Raw genomic sequence first — 16,904 nt, 5'->3', positions numbered from 1 at the left:
CAAGTTTAAAAACTTTAAAATCATAAAATATGCTATTTTAGATTATTTTTTATAAATTAATATCAATAAAATATTTTAGTAATAAAACTAATATTATAATATTAATAAAAGGTTAAGGTAATGAAAAATGAAGAAGGAAATAGCAATCATATTATTAGCATTATTAATCGTTGCCCCAATGGTCCAAGGAGTTACCGCTTCTAAAACCGTTTTTATAACATCAGACAATATCATTGACCACGATAATGATGTTAATATGTTAAACTCAATTAAAAAGTACGTAGAGGAAATTAGCGGTGGCGAACTTCAGGTAATCGTAGATAATCAAGCCCCATCACCAGGAGAAGGATATAGAGCAATACAAGTAACAAGCGACATAAGTATCTGTTTAGCCGCAGCAGACGGGGGAAATTACCTACAATTGGTAGACAGCACAGTTAATACACCAAAACAAATTATTTTGGTTAATACTGGAGATTACGATTTGGAAAATCACAGCCAGTACCTCAGAAGAGCTTGGGATGACAATTATTCCAATGAAACATATATGGGCATGCACGATCCCGGCACATTCCTTAAAAATGCCGGAATATATTACATACAACCGTTAAAAGAATTTCCTAACAACGGAAAAAACGGTTATATTGACAGGTACGACGAAGAAATGAACAAAAAAATTGCACAGGAAGTTGTGGACATCGTTAACGGTCATGCAAACGAAACAAAAATCCTTAGTGATGACCTGCTTGTAAAAAATACAATTTCACCATCTGCAATGGCAAATGCAAGCAAAGCATTAATCACAAGCAATGATACCGAAATGAATGGAACCTATGGAAATTATACCGCAGCACAGTTACTTTACCAGACCAGTTCCTATCTAAATGGTAACGGATTGGACATTCCAAAACCTTATCAAGGCCCTGCAAATCCGATGGGAATATCCTTTTTAGTAAAAGATTCCTATTCCATTTATGAATATATGGAAATGGGAGGAATCGTCAGGAATTATATGGATGCAAACGGCCAGGCCCCTGACTCCATAGAATATAAAGGAGCGCACATCAGTTATTATGATTTACTGTACAACTTTGCAAAAATAACCCAAAATCATACTGATGCCAAACATATGGGCTTTAACCAGGAGTATAAATTTGATAAAGTAAACGATTCAGTATTATTACACGTATTACCATTTGTTTTAATAATTGTCGTGTTGCTTCTGGCATATTTAGGATATAAACGGATTAGAAGATATTAAATATTAAAGAAACCAAAATTTTAAATTGTAAAATAAATATTACAAAGAGGTAAATTTATGAAAAGATACATATCAGAATTAATTGGGACAATGGTGCTTGTCCTTTTTGGTTGTGGAAGTGCAGCCATAGCCGGTTCCGTATTAGGTAACCTGGGAATTGCATTGGCTTTTGGTTTATCTATAATAGCAATGGCTTATGTAATCGGAGACATCTCAGGATGCCACGTCAATCCTGCCGTTTCAATCGGAATGTGGATTGATGGAAGACTCGAAACAAAAGACCTGATTATGTACATTCTATTTCAATGTATAGGAGCAATAATAGGTATTGCAATACTTGCAGTAATCATTAATTCCGCTCCAAGTCTTGGAGGATACATGGCAACAGGATTAGGTCAAAACGGATTTGGAGATGCATCCAGCGTTGGTCTTAATGTTATAGGTGCAATAATCGTGGAAATTATCTTAACCTTCGTATTTGTATTTACTGTACTTGGAGTCACTAAAAAAACAGAAAATGCTGCAGTTGCAGGTATTGTAATCGGTCTGACACTTGCATTTGTACATATTCTAGGAATTCCACTAACCGGTACTTCAGTTAACCCAGCAAGAAGTTTAGCACCTGCACTATTTATTGGCGGTGAAGCCCTGCAACAGGTTTGGGTATTTATCCTGGCCCCAGTCATTGGTGCAATAATTGCCGGACTTTTATACAAAGGACTAATTTCAGAGGATGCATAATCCTCTAACATTTCTTTTTTTTAAATCTTGATACTGCCTGTATAAGTATAACCTTTTAACTCATCTGCATCGTTTTTTATTTCAAATTCAAAACTGTCTTCATTTTCAACATACAAATGAGCTAATGCTATGCCCATGTCAATTGGATTCCATCTTTTCAAAACCTGCCTTTTTAAAATATTCTGTTTGACCTGATAAACATCGAAACCGTCATCTGTGTGCTTGAAAAACCAAGGCTGCGTATTCATGGCTGAGGGTGCAAGTTGTGCAGGAATCAGTCTTTCATCTTCAAAATCGCTAATTTGAGACAGACCTTTTCTTTTGAAATCTGAAACATCCCTGGTCATTTTATCAGACCTGCCGAAAGCAATTACAATTACGCTATCAGGATTTTTCTTTTTGGGTGATGCCATTCCCGCCCAGCAACTTCCAATACCCTGGCTTTGTAGAAAGAGGGAAAGCTGCTGAAAGACAAAACCTATATTTTCCATATAGTTGTCTTTTTTCTCAGAGTAAAGTGCAAGATAATACGGAGCAGACCATCCTGTGCGAACATTAACTTCCTCTTTGGTTAGAATTTCATAATAATAGTTAATTTCCTCATTTAATGGATTAATATCTGAAAGAAATTCTTTAATAATCCCCATATCAATTTCATCATCCAAATAATTACGACATGATTTTCTTACATATATCTGACTTGCCAAATCCATTGAATCACCATTGAAAAAAAATTAAATAATGATATGATTTGGACATTTATAAGTTTTTAGATTATAGTCCTGAAAACCTCTTCATATAAGGTAACATAACATATACAGCTTATAAATTTTAGATAAAAATTATATTCTGAAAAGATATAACATACACATTAAAAACTATTAGATAGACATGTCCTCAAAATTAAAATTTAAATAATATTTGAAAGATACTTTATATATAAGGTGAATATATGAAAATTGTTGTTGCAATTGGAGGATCTATTTTACTCAAGGAATATGATTGTAAGAAATTCCAGGAATATAGTGCTATTTTAACAGATTTGGCAAAAGAACATGAATTATTTGTAGTAGTGGGTGGTGGAAAACCTGCAAGAGAATATATAGGAGTAGTTCGTGACTTGGGTGCCGGAGAAGCACAATGCGATGATATTGGAATTGAAGTTACAAGAATCAATGCGAAATTAATGTTATCTGCACTTGGAGACGCCGCATATCAAAGAGTTCCTCATAACTTCCAGGAAGCCTTGGAGTTTTCAGCTAGTGGAAAAATCATTGTTATGGGAGGAACTGAACCGGCACACAGTACAGATGCAGTATCCGCAATTTTAGCCGAATACATTAACGCTGACAAACTGATTAACCTAACATCTGTTGACGGAATGTATACAAAAGATCCGAATAAATTCGATGATGCCGAACTTGTTCCTGAAATAACAGCAACCGACCTGCTTGACTTTTTAAGTGGAAAAGACGTGAAAGCCGGAACATATGAATTTTTCGACACTACTGCAGTGCAAATGATTAAAAGGTCAAATCTAGAAACCGTAATTACAAATGGTTTTGAACCTGAAAACTTAATTAAAGCAGTTAACGGAGAAAAAATCGGTACTAAAGTGATTAATGAATAGGTGGAAAAGTGGATAATCTTATTGATATCGGATTAAACTTGATGCATTCTTCATTTAAAAAAGATAGGATCGAAATTATAGATGAAGCAAAAAAAGTCGGCGTGAATCAATTCATCATTACCGGCACAAATGTTCATTCAAGTCAGATGGCAAGCGATTATGCTTCAAAGTATCCCGGAACTTTATTTTCTACTTCAGGCGTGCATCCCCATGATGCAAAAACATGCAATGGCCACAGCATGTTTGAACTGGAAAAAATAGCTAAAAATGATAGTGTAGTGGCTATCGGAGAATGCGGTCTGGACTACAACAGAAACTTCTCACCACAAAATCTTCAAAGAAAATGGTTTGAAGCCCAAGTGGAACTTGCAGAAAGACTTGAAATGCCTTTATTTTTACATGAAAGAGAAGCGCATAAAGATTTATATGCTATTCTGAAAAAACATGAAAGCATGGCTGAAAAGGCGGTTGTCCACTGTTTTACCGGTACCAAAAGTGAAGCTCAAAATTATATTGATTTAGGCTGCTACATTGGCGTGACTGGATGGATCTGTGATATGAAAAGAGGAAGAGATTTGCAAGAGGCAGTGAGTGTTATTCCTCCTGAAAAATTAATGATTGAAACAGATGCACCATTTTTAATACCAAAGAACTTTGATAAAAAGCCTAAAAAAAATAGAAATGAACCAAAATATTTACCACATATACTTAATACCATTGCTGTTTGCATGGGAATCGATGCAGATGAACTTGCAAAACAAGTTACAAAAAATACTAAAGAATTTTTTAAAATATAGGAGATGAAAATATGGCAGTTGAACCACACAAACATTGTCCAATTTGCGGAACCCCAATTCCATTAAATGAACTAGTATGCTCACCGGATTGTCAAAAGGTCTGGGATGCAAGATTAAACCAAAGGAAAAGGTCACAAATAATTTTATACATAGTTATTGCAATCTTTTTAATAATTTGGGCATATTTGACATTTATGAAATAAAAAAGGTAGATTAGATGATTTTAACCTCAGCAAATACATTGGAAAACAAAAAAATAATCGACTATAAGGGACTGGTGACCGGAGAATCACTGATAGGTTCCAATATTTACAAAGATTTGTTTTCAGGCGTTCGTGATGTAGTTGCTGGGAGAACATCTGCTTATGAAGAAGAACTTCAAAAAGCAAGGAATAAAGCCCTTGGAACTATGGAAAAAAAAGCTGAAAGTTTAGGTGCAAATGCAATAATTGGACTTAAAATTTCATATGACAATTTAGGCGGCACCATGGGGAATACAATTCTTGTAACCGCTTACGGTACTGCAATAAAATACGAATAATATGAATTTTAGAGAAAGAGAAGTTAAAATGGCTTACATTCGTGAAGCCATTCTTTGCATTGCATTTGGAACCTCTGTCGGACTTTTAGTGTATGGATTCTTTTTGTATTTCCATATCGATATATACGGATGGAATTTAGGATTGATTTTTGCACCACTTGCGGCAGGATATGCCGAAACAATGCTTGCCAACAGAATAATCGGATCAAACATTGGAGCAATCAGTGCATTCATTCTTTTTATTGACACTACTTTTTACAGTTTTATTTTAAAAAATCCTACATTAGGATTCAACATTATTACTATCGGTTCAATAGCTGTGATTCTACAGGCGGCATTTCCAACATTGATCAATTTTATAATATTAGTCGGAGGAGTTGGACTTCTTTCATACCTTTCCGGAATCTTTAAAAAACTAACAACACCAATTTACAATTTTTTTGAGAAAATATACTATAAATATGTTCTGAAAAAACCTCATGAAATAGAAATTGAAACCGTGAGCCTTTTCGATGAAAACAAAAGCAATAACCTTATAAACAGCCTTGATTTTTACTTTATAACCAGTACTGACATTGTAGATGAAAATTATGACAATTTAGGACAGTTTCATGCAACCGTAATACTTGATAAGGACAAAAGGCTAGTTCACAGCGACCAAAAGAAGGTTGAAACCATTACATTAAATAACCTTAAAGAAGGAAAAGACAAATGCTTGGTTGAATTAGCTGAAATCATAAAGGAATCCGGCGGAAATGGAGTTGTGAATTTGGACATACAATATAGTCTAATAGGACTTGGTGGAGACAGTTATCAAATAAGTGCAATGGGTATGGGAGTTTATTTAAAATAAGGTAAAATATGTTTCTTTAAAAATTAAATAAAACACCAAAAAAATAAACAAAAAATGTATAATTCCAACTATTTTTAACATTAAAGTATTAAAAACATTTATATAAGCAAATAAACAAATATTTATCCACTCATTATGAAATATTAATAATCATTTGAAAATTTTTTTAAAAAATTGTCATAATGAGAACCAAGAAGGTGTAAATATTTCGATGAAAAAAACAGCATTGTTGATTTCAATTGCTTTAACGCTCTTTGTTTTACTTGGAGCCGCAAGTGCAGCAGAAATTGATAATGTTACAAGTACAGAAAACGTAAATTTGACTTCAGAAAGTAATGAATTATCATTAGATGAATTAGGCAAATCTAATTCTGATATTAGCTTGAAATCAAATGACAACAGTATTAATGAAAATACTCTTTTGATGAATAGTGAAAATGAAAGTCAATTAGGGGATAACGAAACTAATGTTACTCCCGTTAAAACCAAAATTACATTATATAATGCTCATTATTCTAAATCAAACATTAAATTCAAAATACTTTTAACAGATATCCAAGGAAACCCCTTATCTGGTAAAAAAGTTACTTTTACTATAAATGGAAAATCATATAAGGCTACAACAGGAAGCAATGGTGTTGCATATGCAACAACACCAACCTTTAAAATTGGAACTTATAAAGTAACTGCCAAATTTAATGGAGATACTGAATTCATAAAAAGTTCACTTTCAAAAAATATTAAAGTTTCGACTTCCATAACTAGGAGAACTAATCCTACTAAAACCTATGGATATGCTTTTAAATATACTGCTTACTTTTGGCAGGATAATGGCAGATTAAAAAATACTAATGTGAGATTTACTATTGATGGTACAAAAAATACAGTAAAAACTGATTCAAATGGTTTGGCAAGTTTTACAATCAATCTTAAAGGTGGAAAACATACAATTAAGTTATACAATCCGTATTCAAAAGAAACCACCACTAATACCATAACCATTAACAAAGCAAAAACTTTGGTTACAGGAACAAACGCATACATGCTTCCTCAAACCAAATACGTATTTTCTGTTATTTTATCAAATGCAAAAAAAGATCCACAACCACTTAAAAATACCAAATGTCAATTTACATTTAAAAATATAAATCATGCTAAAACAACAGATGCCACTGGTAAAGCTAAAATAACAATTCCTGCACTTTCAAAAGGCACATATACAATTTCTTTTAAATATAACGGAAATACTAACTATAAACCTGTTACTGGTTCATTTAAATTATATGTGAAAGATTCAACCACTACATTAAAGGCCAGTAATTTGAAAATGCAGTATAATGATGGTTCTTTATTCTCTGTAAAAGCTACCAATTCCGCTGGTAAAGCTTTGACTAATAAAAATATTAAATTTACATTTAATGAAAAAACAACTACTGTAAAAACTGACAGTAGCGGTACTGCAAAACTTGCAATTGGAAATGTGAAACCTGGCACATATACAGTTACAACAAAGTATTCAACTGCCGGTTTGAAAGATTACAATGTCAAAACAAATACAGTTACCGTATCCAAACAAACAGTTACTATTAGTGCAAGTGATCTTGTAATGGAACATGATAATCTCAAAAATTATGTAGTAACCATTAAAAATAAAACTGGAACTCCACTCAGTGGAGTAAAAGTTGAATTTGGTTTGAACTCTAAAAATTATGAAGTAAAAACCGCAGCAGATGGTACTGCAACATTGGCTATAAACGAAGCCATTGGATATTATCCGATTACTATTGAGCTTGGATCCAATACATATTACACTTCATCAAAAGTGACAAAACATATTTTAGTTAACGGTACCAAATTTTCAGCAAGCGATATGACAGTTGTAGTTAAAAGCGCTGCAAAATTCACCGTCAAATTGCTTGATGGTCAAGACAAACCAGTTAGCGGTAAAACAGTTAAATTTACTTTAAATAACAAAGATACTTCTGTACAAACGGATAAAAATGGTGCTGCAAGCATCGATGTTTCTGGATTAGCTAAAGGAACATATACCATCACATATACTGATGGACAAGCTTCCGGGTCCTCAAAAATAAATGTTGTTGAATCAGTTACTCTTAAAGAGGTTATTGCAGCTTCACAAACTGTTAAAAAATACATTGAAAGCAATGAGAAGTTGCCTGCAACTGTTAAAGTTGGAACTACAACATTAACTACTGCACAATATTTATACTTAGCTTCACAAGCCATTATTAACTTGAAAGCAGGCACTAAAGCAGATATAGGTATAAAAGCGGTAACAGACCCAACTAAACCAGGAGCAGCTGCAAATCTAGGTAATCTATATGATTATCTTACAGTTGCAAAAAATCTTGTAAAAACCATAAATTCAAAAGGAGCTATGCCGAATTCAGTGAGTTCAAATCTTGGAACCATTGGATATGATGGATTAGTCTATGCATTTGCACGTGTAGTAGCATATTATGGAGACAATTCATTTATGCCTAACTATGTAAGCATTAAAGTCATAGAGACATCCACATCAAGTCCGTTAAACACTAAAAATAATATTAAGGATTTAAAACCATATTTAGCTGCTACAACTAACTGTCAAGTTGGAAACAGTAAAATTAAATCAGTTGTAAATTCACTTATAGATGGTTTAACTACTGATAAAGCCAAGGCAACTGCACTTTATAACTATGTACGTGACAAAGTTTCATACAGTTTCTATTATAACACCAAATATGGTGCTGTCGGCACTTTAAATGCAAAAACAGGTAATTGTGTTGACCAAGCCCACTTATTGATAGCTATGTATAGAACTGCAGGCATTCCAGCAAGGTATGTTCATGGAACATGCGTATTCAGTGACGGTACCTATGGCCACGTATGGACTCAAGTCCTTATTGGAGACACATGGATTGTCGGTGATCCTACAAGTACTAGAAATTCATTTGGAAATGTAGTTAGTTGGAATAACTATAATTACCAGCTTAAAGGTTATTATGCAAGTATTTCCTTCTAATTAATTTCTTTTTTTTATTTTTTTATAACTGCTTTTTAATTATACCCTTATTTTCAATCCATAACATATTATACTCAAAATATAAATATAGTAATAATTAACTTCATGAGGTGAGTCATATGGATAATGAAGGCAGTATGGCAATAGCAATAATCGGATATATTATCGCTTTAATCAGCCCAATTATAGGTTTAGTATACGGAGCAGCATTATTCTTTTTAAAAAAGGATGTTGCATTATATCAAAAACATGGAAAATTAATTATCGTCTTTTCAATCGTAGTATTTGTCGTTTCATTAATTGTGCGAATGGTCTTTTTTTAAGCATTCCTAATTGACTAAAACACACATGTGGAAAAAGTTAAATGAAATAAACCTATTTAATTTCATTTAATCTTTTTTTAAATTCCTCATTATTTTTACAGCCACTTATGGCTTTCATTAATATTTCCTTTTCTTTTGAAACATCACCCTGTTTTTGATAGATTTCCGCAAGAGCTTCATATGCTTTTTGAGAATCAGGCAATGTGAAAATAATCTGGTTATACAAATCTATTGCTTCGCCAAATTCGCCCTTGTCTTTTAAATAATTGGCCTCATTCATCAAATCGGCAATTTTTTTAATTTTACCATCTGTTTTTGGCTTGGTTTTGCCTTCAACATTTTTTAATTTTTCAAATATATCTAAAGCTTCCTTTTCATCAAAATTTTCTCCAATTTTTCTCTCACCGCTCACATTATCACCTTAAGGTAAAATTCCCAACATTTTTAATGCCATGTACAATACCAATACTGAAAATACGATTTTTAATTTCTTTTGAGGCACTCTGTGAGCATATTTTGCACCTATTGATGCTAAAGGAACAGAAAAACAAGCAATCAATAAAAAATTTACAATGCTCACATATCCTATTGAATACGGAAATGTGGAAACGCCCCATCCGGAAATCATATAAGATAAAAATCCTCCGATTGCAGTCAGGCTGATGAAAATAGATGATGTTCCAATCGCCTCTATCATCGAAAAGCCCAGAAGGGATGTGAGAATAGCTATTAAAAAAATTCCCCCACCAACACCCAAAAGTCCTGATGAAAAACCTACGAGAACACCAATTATTCCAACTGTAATAATGTTGAAAGGAATTCTGGCATCTTCTTTTTCATTATTGATTTTTATAATGTTGTTTACCGCAATGAACAAGAGCAAACATCCAAATATTATTTCCAATATTCTTGAGGGTAATCCTGATGCAACAAAACCTCCAATCACCCCACCGATTATTCCAAAAACACCTAATTTAAATCCTGGCTCTAGGATATTGTCCATAGATCTTGTGTGTCTGTATGCTCCACTAAGAGAAGTTGGAATAATGATAGCCAGACTTGTGCCTAAAGAAATGAGCATGGCCAAATTAGGTTCGACACCGATATACTTTAACAGAAAGTATTGTAGAGGAACTATCAGAAATCCACCGCCAACACCCAAAAGCCCTGATGCAAAACCTGCGCAGATACCTATCAATATCAAACCCAAAAAGTATTCTATCGGAAACATGACATCACTTATTTAAAGTATTAATATTAAAATATTGTTAATGAAACTTAATAAAACTATCATAATCGGATTAATTCTAATATTGCTTGGAGGAGTAATATTTCTAACGGATATTTTAAATCCGATTATCAGACCAATTACCCATATTTTTTTAATGGGGTCATCCAAAGGAAAGGACATCCTATTTTTTGGACTTTTAGGATTGTTTCTAATTTTATCCCAAATCATTAAAATCGATGTTGACCCTATAAAATATCTGAAAATTTCAATGGTAATCGGTTGGATTACATTAATTTCAGGAATTCTTCTGGAGATCATATTCAGACTGCAGATGGGAATCAAGCTCAACAGTATTTTTGCCTCCATGACTAGCGTTATGAGTTCCACAAGCATTATGCACACTCACCTGTTAAAGTCCATTTTAGGAGAAGCTATAACTCAAATTCTTGGACCATTTGTTCAAAGCAATATCAACACTGGAGCTGGCCTATATCAATATGTTCCGAGTTTTGGTTTTTTAGTAATTTTACTGTTTCCAATATTGATTGCAACATTAATTTTATCAATGCAGAATCGCTCATGGTATATAAACTCGATTATTGCATTTTCCTCAAGTTGCCTAATCATAGGAGCATTTGACGGAGGATTATTTGGAACCCCTGCAATTGTCGGAATCTTTGGACTGTATCTTGTCTATAGAAACGGTTATTATCTGAATTATATGACAGGCCGTCTCTTTAAAGATGAAAAATTACTTAAACAAAATGAATTACATCAGCCTGTTTACAGAAATCGAGGTTTTGGAAAAGCACGATTCTATTTTAACAGATTTTTAATATACTTTTTAGTAGGCCTATTTATCCTCTTACGATTTACAATTGCCTTTGCAGGTGCTGAACCTGATTATTATACTGTTGAAATTGCAAATATCACAGAAAATGTTGATTTCGGAGATATTCCAATTGAAAAAATAGACAATACCACCTACAGGGTTAATTCAAGCTATAATGAAATGGAACTATTTAATGATTTGTCAGTGCCATTGAACAATTCGTGCGAATACTATACAGTTTCATGGAACATATACTCATATCTATAGTGATTTTATGAAAAGGATTTATCTGATTTTACCTATATTAGCCGGATTCATGTTTGGATCAAGCGGAGTGTTTGTTCGAACATTGACACAAAACGGAATAGACGCAACCACCCTTCTTTTTTTAAGGTTTTCAATAGCGATTATCCCAATTCTAATAGCGATTCTTTTAACTGATAAGCAACTGTTTAAAATTAACTTGAAAGACTTGCCGCTAATATTTGTTTGTACAATGTGCATAGTAGGACTTAATCTGTGCTATAATGAATCGATGAATACCCTTTCACTTTCTTTGGCTGCTGTTCTGCTGTCGTTGGCTCCAATTTACGTTTTGATATTTGCATATATTCTGTTTGGAGAAAAAATTACCTCAAAAAAGATCATCTGCATTCTTTTAGCCATATTCGGATGTGCATTAATGACCGGAGTTTTAGATAAGAGCATGTCTGGCATTCCATTATACGGCATCTTTTGCGGAATTGGAGCGGGATTATTCTGGGCAGTCTATCTGATGGCTTCCAAAAAATCCATAGAGAATGGAAACCATACATTTACAATACTGTTTTATGCAATAATCATTTTATCACTAGCCCTGATACCATTTACAGATTTTAATCAAGTAACCGACCTAGTCTCCATCAATCCAATATGGATTGTGTTGTTTTTAATAATACATTCAACATTTTCATTTGCACTGCCATATATCCTGTCAACTGTAAGTTTAAACTACATCGACTCAGGAGTATCATCCATTTTCATGTCCGGTGCAGAACCACTTGCCGCATTAATATTCGGAATCATGATTTATGGTGAAATACCAACAATGCTGATGCTTTTCGGATTCATCCTGACATTAATTTCAATGACAGTTCTGAGTAGAAGCTAATTGCATACCTCCAAAGAGAGGTGCATTTCAAGTGTAAACATATTTTTGATTAATATTTTTAAAATAAAGCATATAACAATGAATATTTTCTATTTTAAAGCCTAATATCTTTTAATTGAAAAAATAAATATTTTAAGTTAAAATATGATAAAAATTGTGAAAAAAATGGAGTTACTGGGAAATCTCCCCCATACAATAAATTACTAATAACTCTTTAAAGTGAAAAATATAAAGGAAAATAGTAATTTTTTGAATAAACTCCCTCATTTTAAATGAAAGATAGAAAAACATTAAAAATCAATTCGGCAAAAGTGCTGAAAAGAATTATTTAAAAAATGAAAAATAATATGAAAAAAATTCAATTCTGGAAAAAAATTTCTTTCGAGATACCGGTAAAAAACACCCTAAAAATAGAATAACCTCATTTTTCACAAAAATTTATTAATTTAAAAAATAAATTTTAACATATGATTATAAGCATTATCATACCTACTTACAATGAAGAGGAATACCTTCCTGTGTTACTCGAAAGTATCAAAAAGCAGGATTTCACTGATTATGAAGTGATTGTGGCTGATGCAAACTCCACTGACAAAACCCGTGAGATTGCCGAAGAATATGGGTGCGTAGTTGTAGATGGAGGCCTTCCTGCAGTAGGTAGGAACAATGGTGCGAAAGTTGCAAAGGGAGAATACCTGATTTTCTTAGATTCTGATTTGGAACTCACTGAAGATTATTTGCGTGATGTCCTATATGAATTCCGAATGGAAAGGCTTGGAATAGCAATTACCCAAATGCTTCCAATGTCAAATAAGGTTGAAGACAGACTATTCCATGAATTTGCAAATTATTTTATGATAAGTGTTGAAAACATCAAGCCACACGGTGCAGGATGTTATGGAATCATAGCGAAAAAAGAACTGCATGACAAATGCGGAGGGTTTGATGAATCACTAACTTTCGGTGAAGATACCGATTACATTGAAAGATTGGCAAAAGAAGAACCATTTAAAGTTTTAAGAAATGCTAAAATCGGCGTTTCAACCAGAAGGCTTGAAGAGGAAGGTCTTGAAACATTAATCAAACAGTACGGGCAGAGTACAATCAATGACTTTTTAGGCAAGAGGACTGATGCTTCCGAACTGAATTACAACTTCGACCATGGCCATGAAAAGCTTACAACCTCAAGATTTGAAGCGCTTGAAAAACGTATGGACCAGATAAATGAAATCAAATCACGTTATGACCAAACTGTCCAAACATACAACGATACCAGAACTAGACTAAAAGCTTCACATCGTAACAGATCAAAAAAAGTCGTGTTCTACTGCGTTTGCGGTGAAGGGATGGGCCATGCAATAAGAACAGGAGTCATTGTTGAGAGAATTAAAGAAAAATATGACATTTATATATTTTCAAGTGACCGAGCCTATAATTATCTGAAATCTAAATTTGATAACGTTTATGAAATCGGAGGATTTAATACCGTCTATAGCAATAACAAGGTAAAAAATCTCAAAACTCTTGGAGACGCATTTAAAAGGAATCCTACAAATATCAAAGTAGGATACGAAATATTATACAAAAAAGCAGCACAGCTTAAACCTGATGTGATTGTTACTGATTTTGAAATATACGCATCAATTGTAGCAAAGCTAAGAAATATACCTTTAATAAGCCTTGACAACATTCATATGATTACCCAAACCAAATATGATTATCCTAAAAATAAGATTGGTGAAATGCTTAAGGCCAAAGGAGTCGTTAAAGGGTATGTTGTGCGTCCAAAGTTCTATATTCTGACCAGTTTTTTCTATCCTAGGATAAAACCTAGAAAAAAAGCAGTAATTTATCCACCAATTATACGGGAAGACATATTGAAATTAGAACCTAAAAACGGTGATCACATCATTGTCTATCAGACAAGCAAAGAAAGTAGAGAATTGGTCAACCGGCTGAAAATACTGAAAAATGAAAAATTTATAGTCTATGGATTCAATAAAAATCTGATTGATGAGAATCTAACCTTTAAGGAATTTAATGAAAATGAATTTTATGACGATTTGGCCACCTCAAAAGCTGTTATCTGCAATGGAGGATTCACATTCATTTCAGAGGCCATCCACCTTAAAAAACCGATTTACTCAGTTCCGGCCACAGGTAATTTTGAACAGGTATTGAACGGATTTTATGTTCAAAAATTGGGTTATGGAGAATATCATGAAATTATGAGTGCAAAAAGAGTGGCTAACTTTTTAAAAAGACTTCCAAAATATCAAAAAAGACTTGCTAATGTGAAAAAAACTAATAATGACGGCATTGTCCGTGAATTAATTTATAGAATTGAAAAATATTCATTAAGCAAATAATTTAAAAAAAAAAGAAATTGAAAAGGGTTATAATGTTACACCCATTTCTAACTGTTCTGTTAATTCTTTGTACCTGTTACGAATAGTAACTTCGGTAACACCAGCAATATCTGCAACATCCCTTTGTGTTTTTCTCTCACCGAGTAAAACGGATGCAATATATAATGCTGCTGCCGCTACACCAGTAGGACCTCTACCTGAAGTCAAACCTTTTTCCATAGCTTTTTCGATTATTTCAATAGCTTTGGATTGTGCTTCACCAGAAAGACCTAATTCAGATGCGAATCTAGGAACATAATCTACTGGAGAAGTTGGTGGTAATTTAATATTCAATTCACGGGTTAAAAACCTGTAGGTACGACCTACTTCTTTTTTAGTAACCCTTGATACTTCAGCGATTTCATCCAAAGTACGAGGTACATTACAACGTCTGCAAGCTGCATAAAGTGAAGCTGCAACTACTCCTTCAATACTTCTTCCTCTGATAAGCTTATTGTCCACAGCACTTCTGTATACAACAGATGCCGCTTCCCTTACGCTTCTTGGAAGCCCCAATCTTGAAGAATCTCTGTCAAGTTCGCTTAATGCAAATGCTAAATTTCTTTCAGTGGCACCAGAAATCCTGATTTTTCTTTGCCATTTTCTTAATCTGTACCATTGAGCTCTGTTTCTTGCAGGAATATCCCTACCATAAATATCTTTGTTTCTCCAATCAATCATGGTAGATAAACCTTTATCGTGAATAGTATAGGTAATTGGAGCTCCTACCCTAGTACGTTTATCTCTTTGTTCGTGGTCAAATGCTCTCCATTCAGGACCCATATCAACAAGGTTTTCATCAATGACTAAACCACAACGAGCACAAACCACTTCTGCTCTTTCATAGTCACCAATTAATTCAGTAGAACCACATTCAGGACATACAGTTTGTTTATCTGGATTATATGCATCTTGCTGCGGTTCTTGTTGTCTTGCTCTTCTACGTCCTCTTCTTGGAATTTCATCTACTTGTTGTGTCGTGGTTTCATCCTCCTTTTTCTAGATTTTTTGGATTTTGGTTTCGATACAAATAGTTTTTCCCCACTGTTTTCATCAAGCTTATTTCTATCCGTTGATTTAAACAAACGAATTGAAACGTAAGGCCTTTTTGTAGGCCCAAATACATAGCCGACCTTTCCTATTTTATTCTTTTTGCTATCATATACAATAGCTCCTGGTGAAGGTGTCTTATCAGATCGTGCTATCAGTTTTCCAGAGTTTGCTACATGCAAACTATTTCCTAAAAATTTCATAAAATCAAATCTGTATCACTTATATAATTAGAAATAGGTTATATATAAAGGTATCGATATACTTATATATAGACATTGATTTCTATTTAAATGTTTTTCTATTTGAGTCCGGCAATTTCAGCTAAGGTTTTACCACGACTTATATCCTTAATAATGCTAGTCTCTTTTATTTTAACACCAAGAGCCTGAACCATAACTTCAGCAAACAACTGTTGAGGAATGATTACAATGCCTGATTCATCACCGAATAAAAAATCTCCAGGATTGATTATCATGCCTTCAATTTGAATAGTTTCATTTAAAGTGCCCAAACCTAAAGCAGATCCTGCATTAGGGCAAAAATTAGTTGAAAATACTGGAAAATCCATATATAATAATGCATCCATATCCCTAGCAGATCCATAAATAACGCAGGCTTTTATTCCATTATCTCTTGCGCAGGTAGAAGCTAACTCTCCCCATATAGCTTTTTGCTCACCGTGAACCTTGAAAAACAAAATATCCCCCTCACAGGCACCATCAATAGCCAATGCAGAGGTTCCCCAATCATCACAATCAGTTTCCGCTGTGAAAATACTGCCCCAGACCTTCTGATTGTTGACCGGTTTTATGGATTGGATAACACCTGACCTTTTAGAAATGGAATTGTATGCATCGGATATTTGGCATGCTGAAATATTTTCAAGTAACGACTGCAAATTAATGTATTCATCGTAATTTTTTCCGTTAAATCTTAAATCATCAATAGTCACATTTTCCAAATTTATATCTTCAATATTAACACGTTTATTCAAATTTTTATTTTTATTCAATACATCTTTCGGACTAATTGACATAAACTCACCAATTTATAAAATAT

At 33.4% G+C, this 16,904-nt stretch carries 18 protein-coding genes; 12 read left to right on the top strand and 6 right to left on the bottom strand.

Annotated features, from left to right (window positions below):
- The first annotated feature begins 127 nt into the window (after nt 1–127).
- A complete protein-coding gene (locus ACKI2P_RS00850; RefSeq protein WP_407374323.1) occupies nt 128–1,261 on the top strand; it encodes an adhesin in 1,134 nt (377 codons plus the stop codon).
- A gap of 36 nt (nt 1,262–1,297) precedes the next feature.
- Complete coding sequence (locus ACKI2P_RS00845) at nt 1,298–2,002, top strand: MIP family channel protein (RefSeq protein WP_407374325.1); 705 nt, start codon at nt 1,298–1,300, stop codon at nt 2,000–2,002.
- 20 nt (nt 2,003–2,022) lie between these two features.
- On the opposite strand, the gene ACKI2P_RS00840 is transcribed toward ACKI2P_RS00845, so the two are convergent.
- Nucleotides 2,023–2,715, bottom strand: coding sequence for a nitroreductase family protein (locus ACKI2P_RS00840; RefSeq protein WP_407374321.1), 693 nt, complete (start codon nt 2,713–2,715; stop codon nt 2,023–2,025).
- A 239-nt stretch (nt 2,716–2,954) separates the two neighbouring features.
- Here ACKI2P_RS00840 and pyrH point away from each other — a divergent pair, with 239 nt between their 5' ends.
- The 7 genes from pyrH (at nt 2,955) to ACKI2P_RS00805 (ending at nt 9,171) form a co-directional block, all read left to right on the top strand.
- Nucleotides 2,955–3,632 (top strand): UMP kinase, encoded by a 678-nt coding sequence (gene pyrH / locus ACKI2P_RS00835; protein ID WP_407374320.1) that lies wholly within the window; start codon nt 2,955–2,957, stop codon nt 3,630–3,632.
- A gap of 8 nt (nt 3,633–3,640) precedes the next feature.
- Nucleotides 3,641–4,429: a TatD family hydrolase gene (locus ACKI2P_RS00830; RefSeq protein ID WP_407374318.1), complete on the top strand. Its 789-nt coding sequence runs from the start codon at nt 3,641–3,643 to the stop codon at nt 4,427–4,429.
- Nucleotides 4,430–4,440: 11 nt separating this feature from the next.
- Complete coding sequence (locus tag ACKI2P_RS00825; RefSeq protein ID WP_407374316.1) at nt 4,441–4,632, top strand: DUF2116 family Zn-ribbon domain-containing protein; 192 nt, start codon at nt 4,441–4,443, stop codon at nt 4,630–4,632.
- Between the two features lie 14 nt (nt 4,633–4,646).
- Nucleotides 4,647–4,970 (top strand): YbjQ family protein, encoded by a 324-nt coding sequence (locus tag ACKI2P_RS00820; protein WP_407374315.1) that lies wholly within the window; start codon nt 4,647–4,649, stop codon nt 4,968–4,970.
- A gap of 1 nt (nt 4,971) precedes the next feature.
- Nucleotides 4,972–5,823: a hypothetical protein gene (locus tag ACKI2P_RS00815; RefSeq protein WP_407374313.1), complete on the top strand. Its 852-nt coding sequence runs from the start codon at nt 4,972–4,974 to the stop codon at nt 5,821–5,823.
- Between the two features lie 211 nt (nt 5,824–6,034).
- Nucleotides 6,035–8,848, top strand: coding sequence for an Ig-like domain-containing protein (locus tag ACKI2P_RS00810; protein WP_407374311.1), 2,814 nt, complete (start codon nt 6,035–6,037; stop codon nt 8,846–8,848).
- 119 nt (nt 8,849–8,967) lie between these two features.
- On the top strand, nt 8,968–9,171 hold the full coding sequence (locus ACKI2P_RS00805; protein WP_407374309.1) for a hypothetical protein: 204 nt from the start codon (nt 8,968–8,970) through the stop codon (nt 9,169–9,171).
- 52 nt (nt 9,172–9,223) lie between these two features.
- Here the strand turns inward: ACKI2P_RS00805 and ACKI2P_RS00800 are convergent, their stop codons facing one another.
- Nucleotides 9,224–9,583: a tetratricopeptide repeat protein gene (locus ACKI2P_RS00800; protein ID WP_407374307.1), complete on the bottom strand. Its 360-nt coding sequence runs from the start codon at nt 9,581–9,583 to the stop codon at nt 9,224–9,226.
- Between the two features lie 9 nt (nt 9,584–9,592).
- Complete coding sequence (locus ACKI2P_RS00795) at nt 9,593–10,402, bottom strand: sulfite exporter TauE/SafE family protein (RefSeq protein ID WP_407374305.1); 810 nt, start codon at nt 10,400–10,402, stop codon at nt 9,593–9,595.
- 40 nt (nt 10,403–10,442) lie between these two features.
- Here ACKI2P_RS00795 and ACKI2P_RS00790 point away from each other — a divergent pair, with 40 nt between their 5' ends.
- The 3 genes from ACKI2P_RS00790 to ACKI2P_RS00780 all read left to right on the top strand — a co-directional run bounded on the left by ACKI2P_RS00790 (nt 10,443) and on the right by ACKI2P_RS00780 (nt 14,753).
- Entirely contained in the window at nt 10,443–11,501 is a 1,059-nt protein-coding gene (locus tag ACKI2P_RS00790; protein ID WP_407374304.1) for a hypothetical protein, read from the top strand.
- A 7-nt stretch (nt 11,502–11,508) separates the two neighbouring features.
- A complete protein-coding gene (locus tag ACKI2P_RS00785) occupies nt 11,509–12,384 on the top strand; it encodes a DMT family transporter (protein ID WP_407374302.1) in 876 nt (291 codons plus the stop codon).
- 467 nt (nt 12,385–12,851) lie between these two features.
- A complete protein-coding gene (locus ACKI2P_RS00780; RefSeq protein ID WP_407374300.1) occupies nt 12,852–14,753 on the top strand; it encodes an MJ1255/VC2487 family glycosyltransferase in 1,902 nt (633 codons plus the stop codon).
- A gap of 27 nt (nt 14,754–14,780) precedes the next feature.
- Here the strand turns inward: ACKI2P_RS00780 and ACKI2P_RS00775 are convergent, their stop codons facing one another.
- The 3 genes from ACKI2P_RS00775 to ACKI2P_RS00765 all read right to left on the bottom strand — a co-directional run bounded on the left by ACKI2P_RS00775 (nt 14,781) and on the right by ACKI2P_RS00765 (nt 16,881).
- Nucleotides 14,781–15,647, bottom strand: a complete 867-nt coding sequence (locus tag ACKI2P_RS00775) for a transcription initiation factor IIB (RefSeq protein ID WP_231483690.1) — start codon at nt 15,645–15,647, stop codon at nt 14,781–14,783.
- A gap of 110 nt (nt 15,648–15,757) precedes the next feature.
- Nucleotides 15,758–16,045: a Gar1/Naf1 family protein gene (locus ACKI2P_RS00770; protein WP_407374298.1), complete on the bottom strand. Its 288-nt coding sequence runs from the start codon at nt 16,043–16,045 to the stop codon at nt 15,758–15,760.
- A 98-nt stretch (nt 16,046–16,143) separates the two neighbouring features.
- Nucleotides 16,144–16,881: an RraA family protein gene (locus ACKI2P_RS00765; protein WP_407374296.1), complete on the bottom strand. Its 738-nt coding sequence runs from the start codon at nt 16,879–16,881 to the stop codon at nt 16,144–16,146.
- Between the last annotated feature and the right edge of the window lie 23 nt (nt 16,882–16,904).

Origin of the sequence: Methanobrevibacter sp. (assembly GCF_045541095.1) — an archaeon.
Lineage (GTDB): Archaea > Methanobacteriota > Methanobacteria > Methanobacteriales > Methanobacteriaceae > Methanocatella.
The sequence above is the reverse complement of the archived record's forward strand: the minus strand, read 5'-3'. Positions and strand labels throughout refer to the sequence as shown.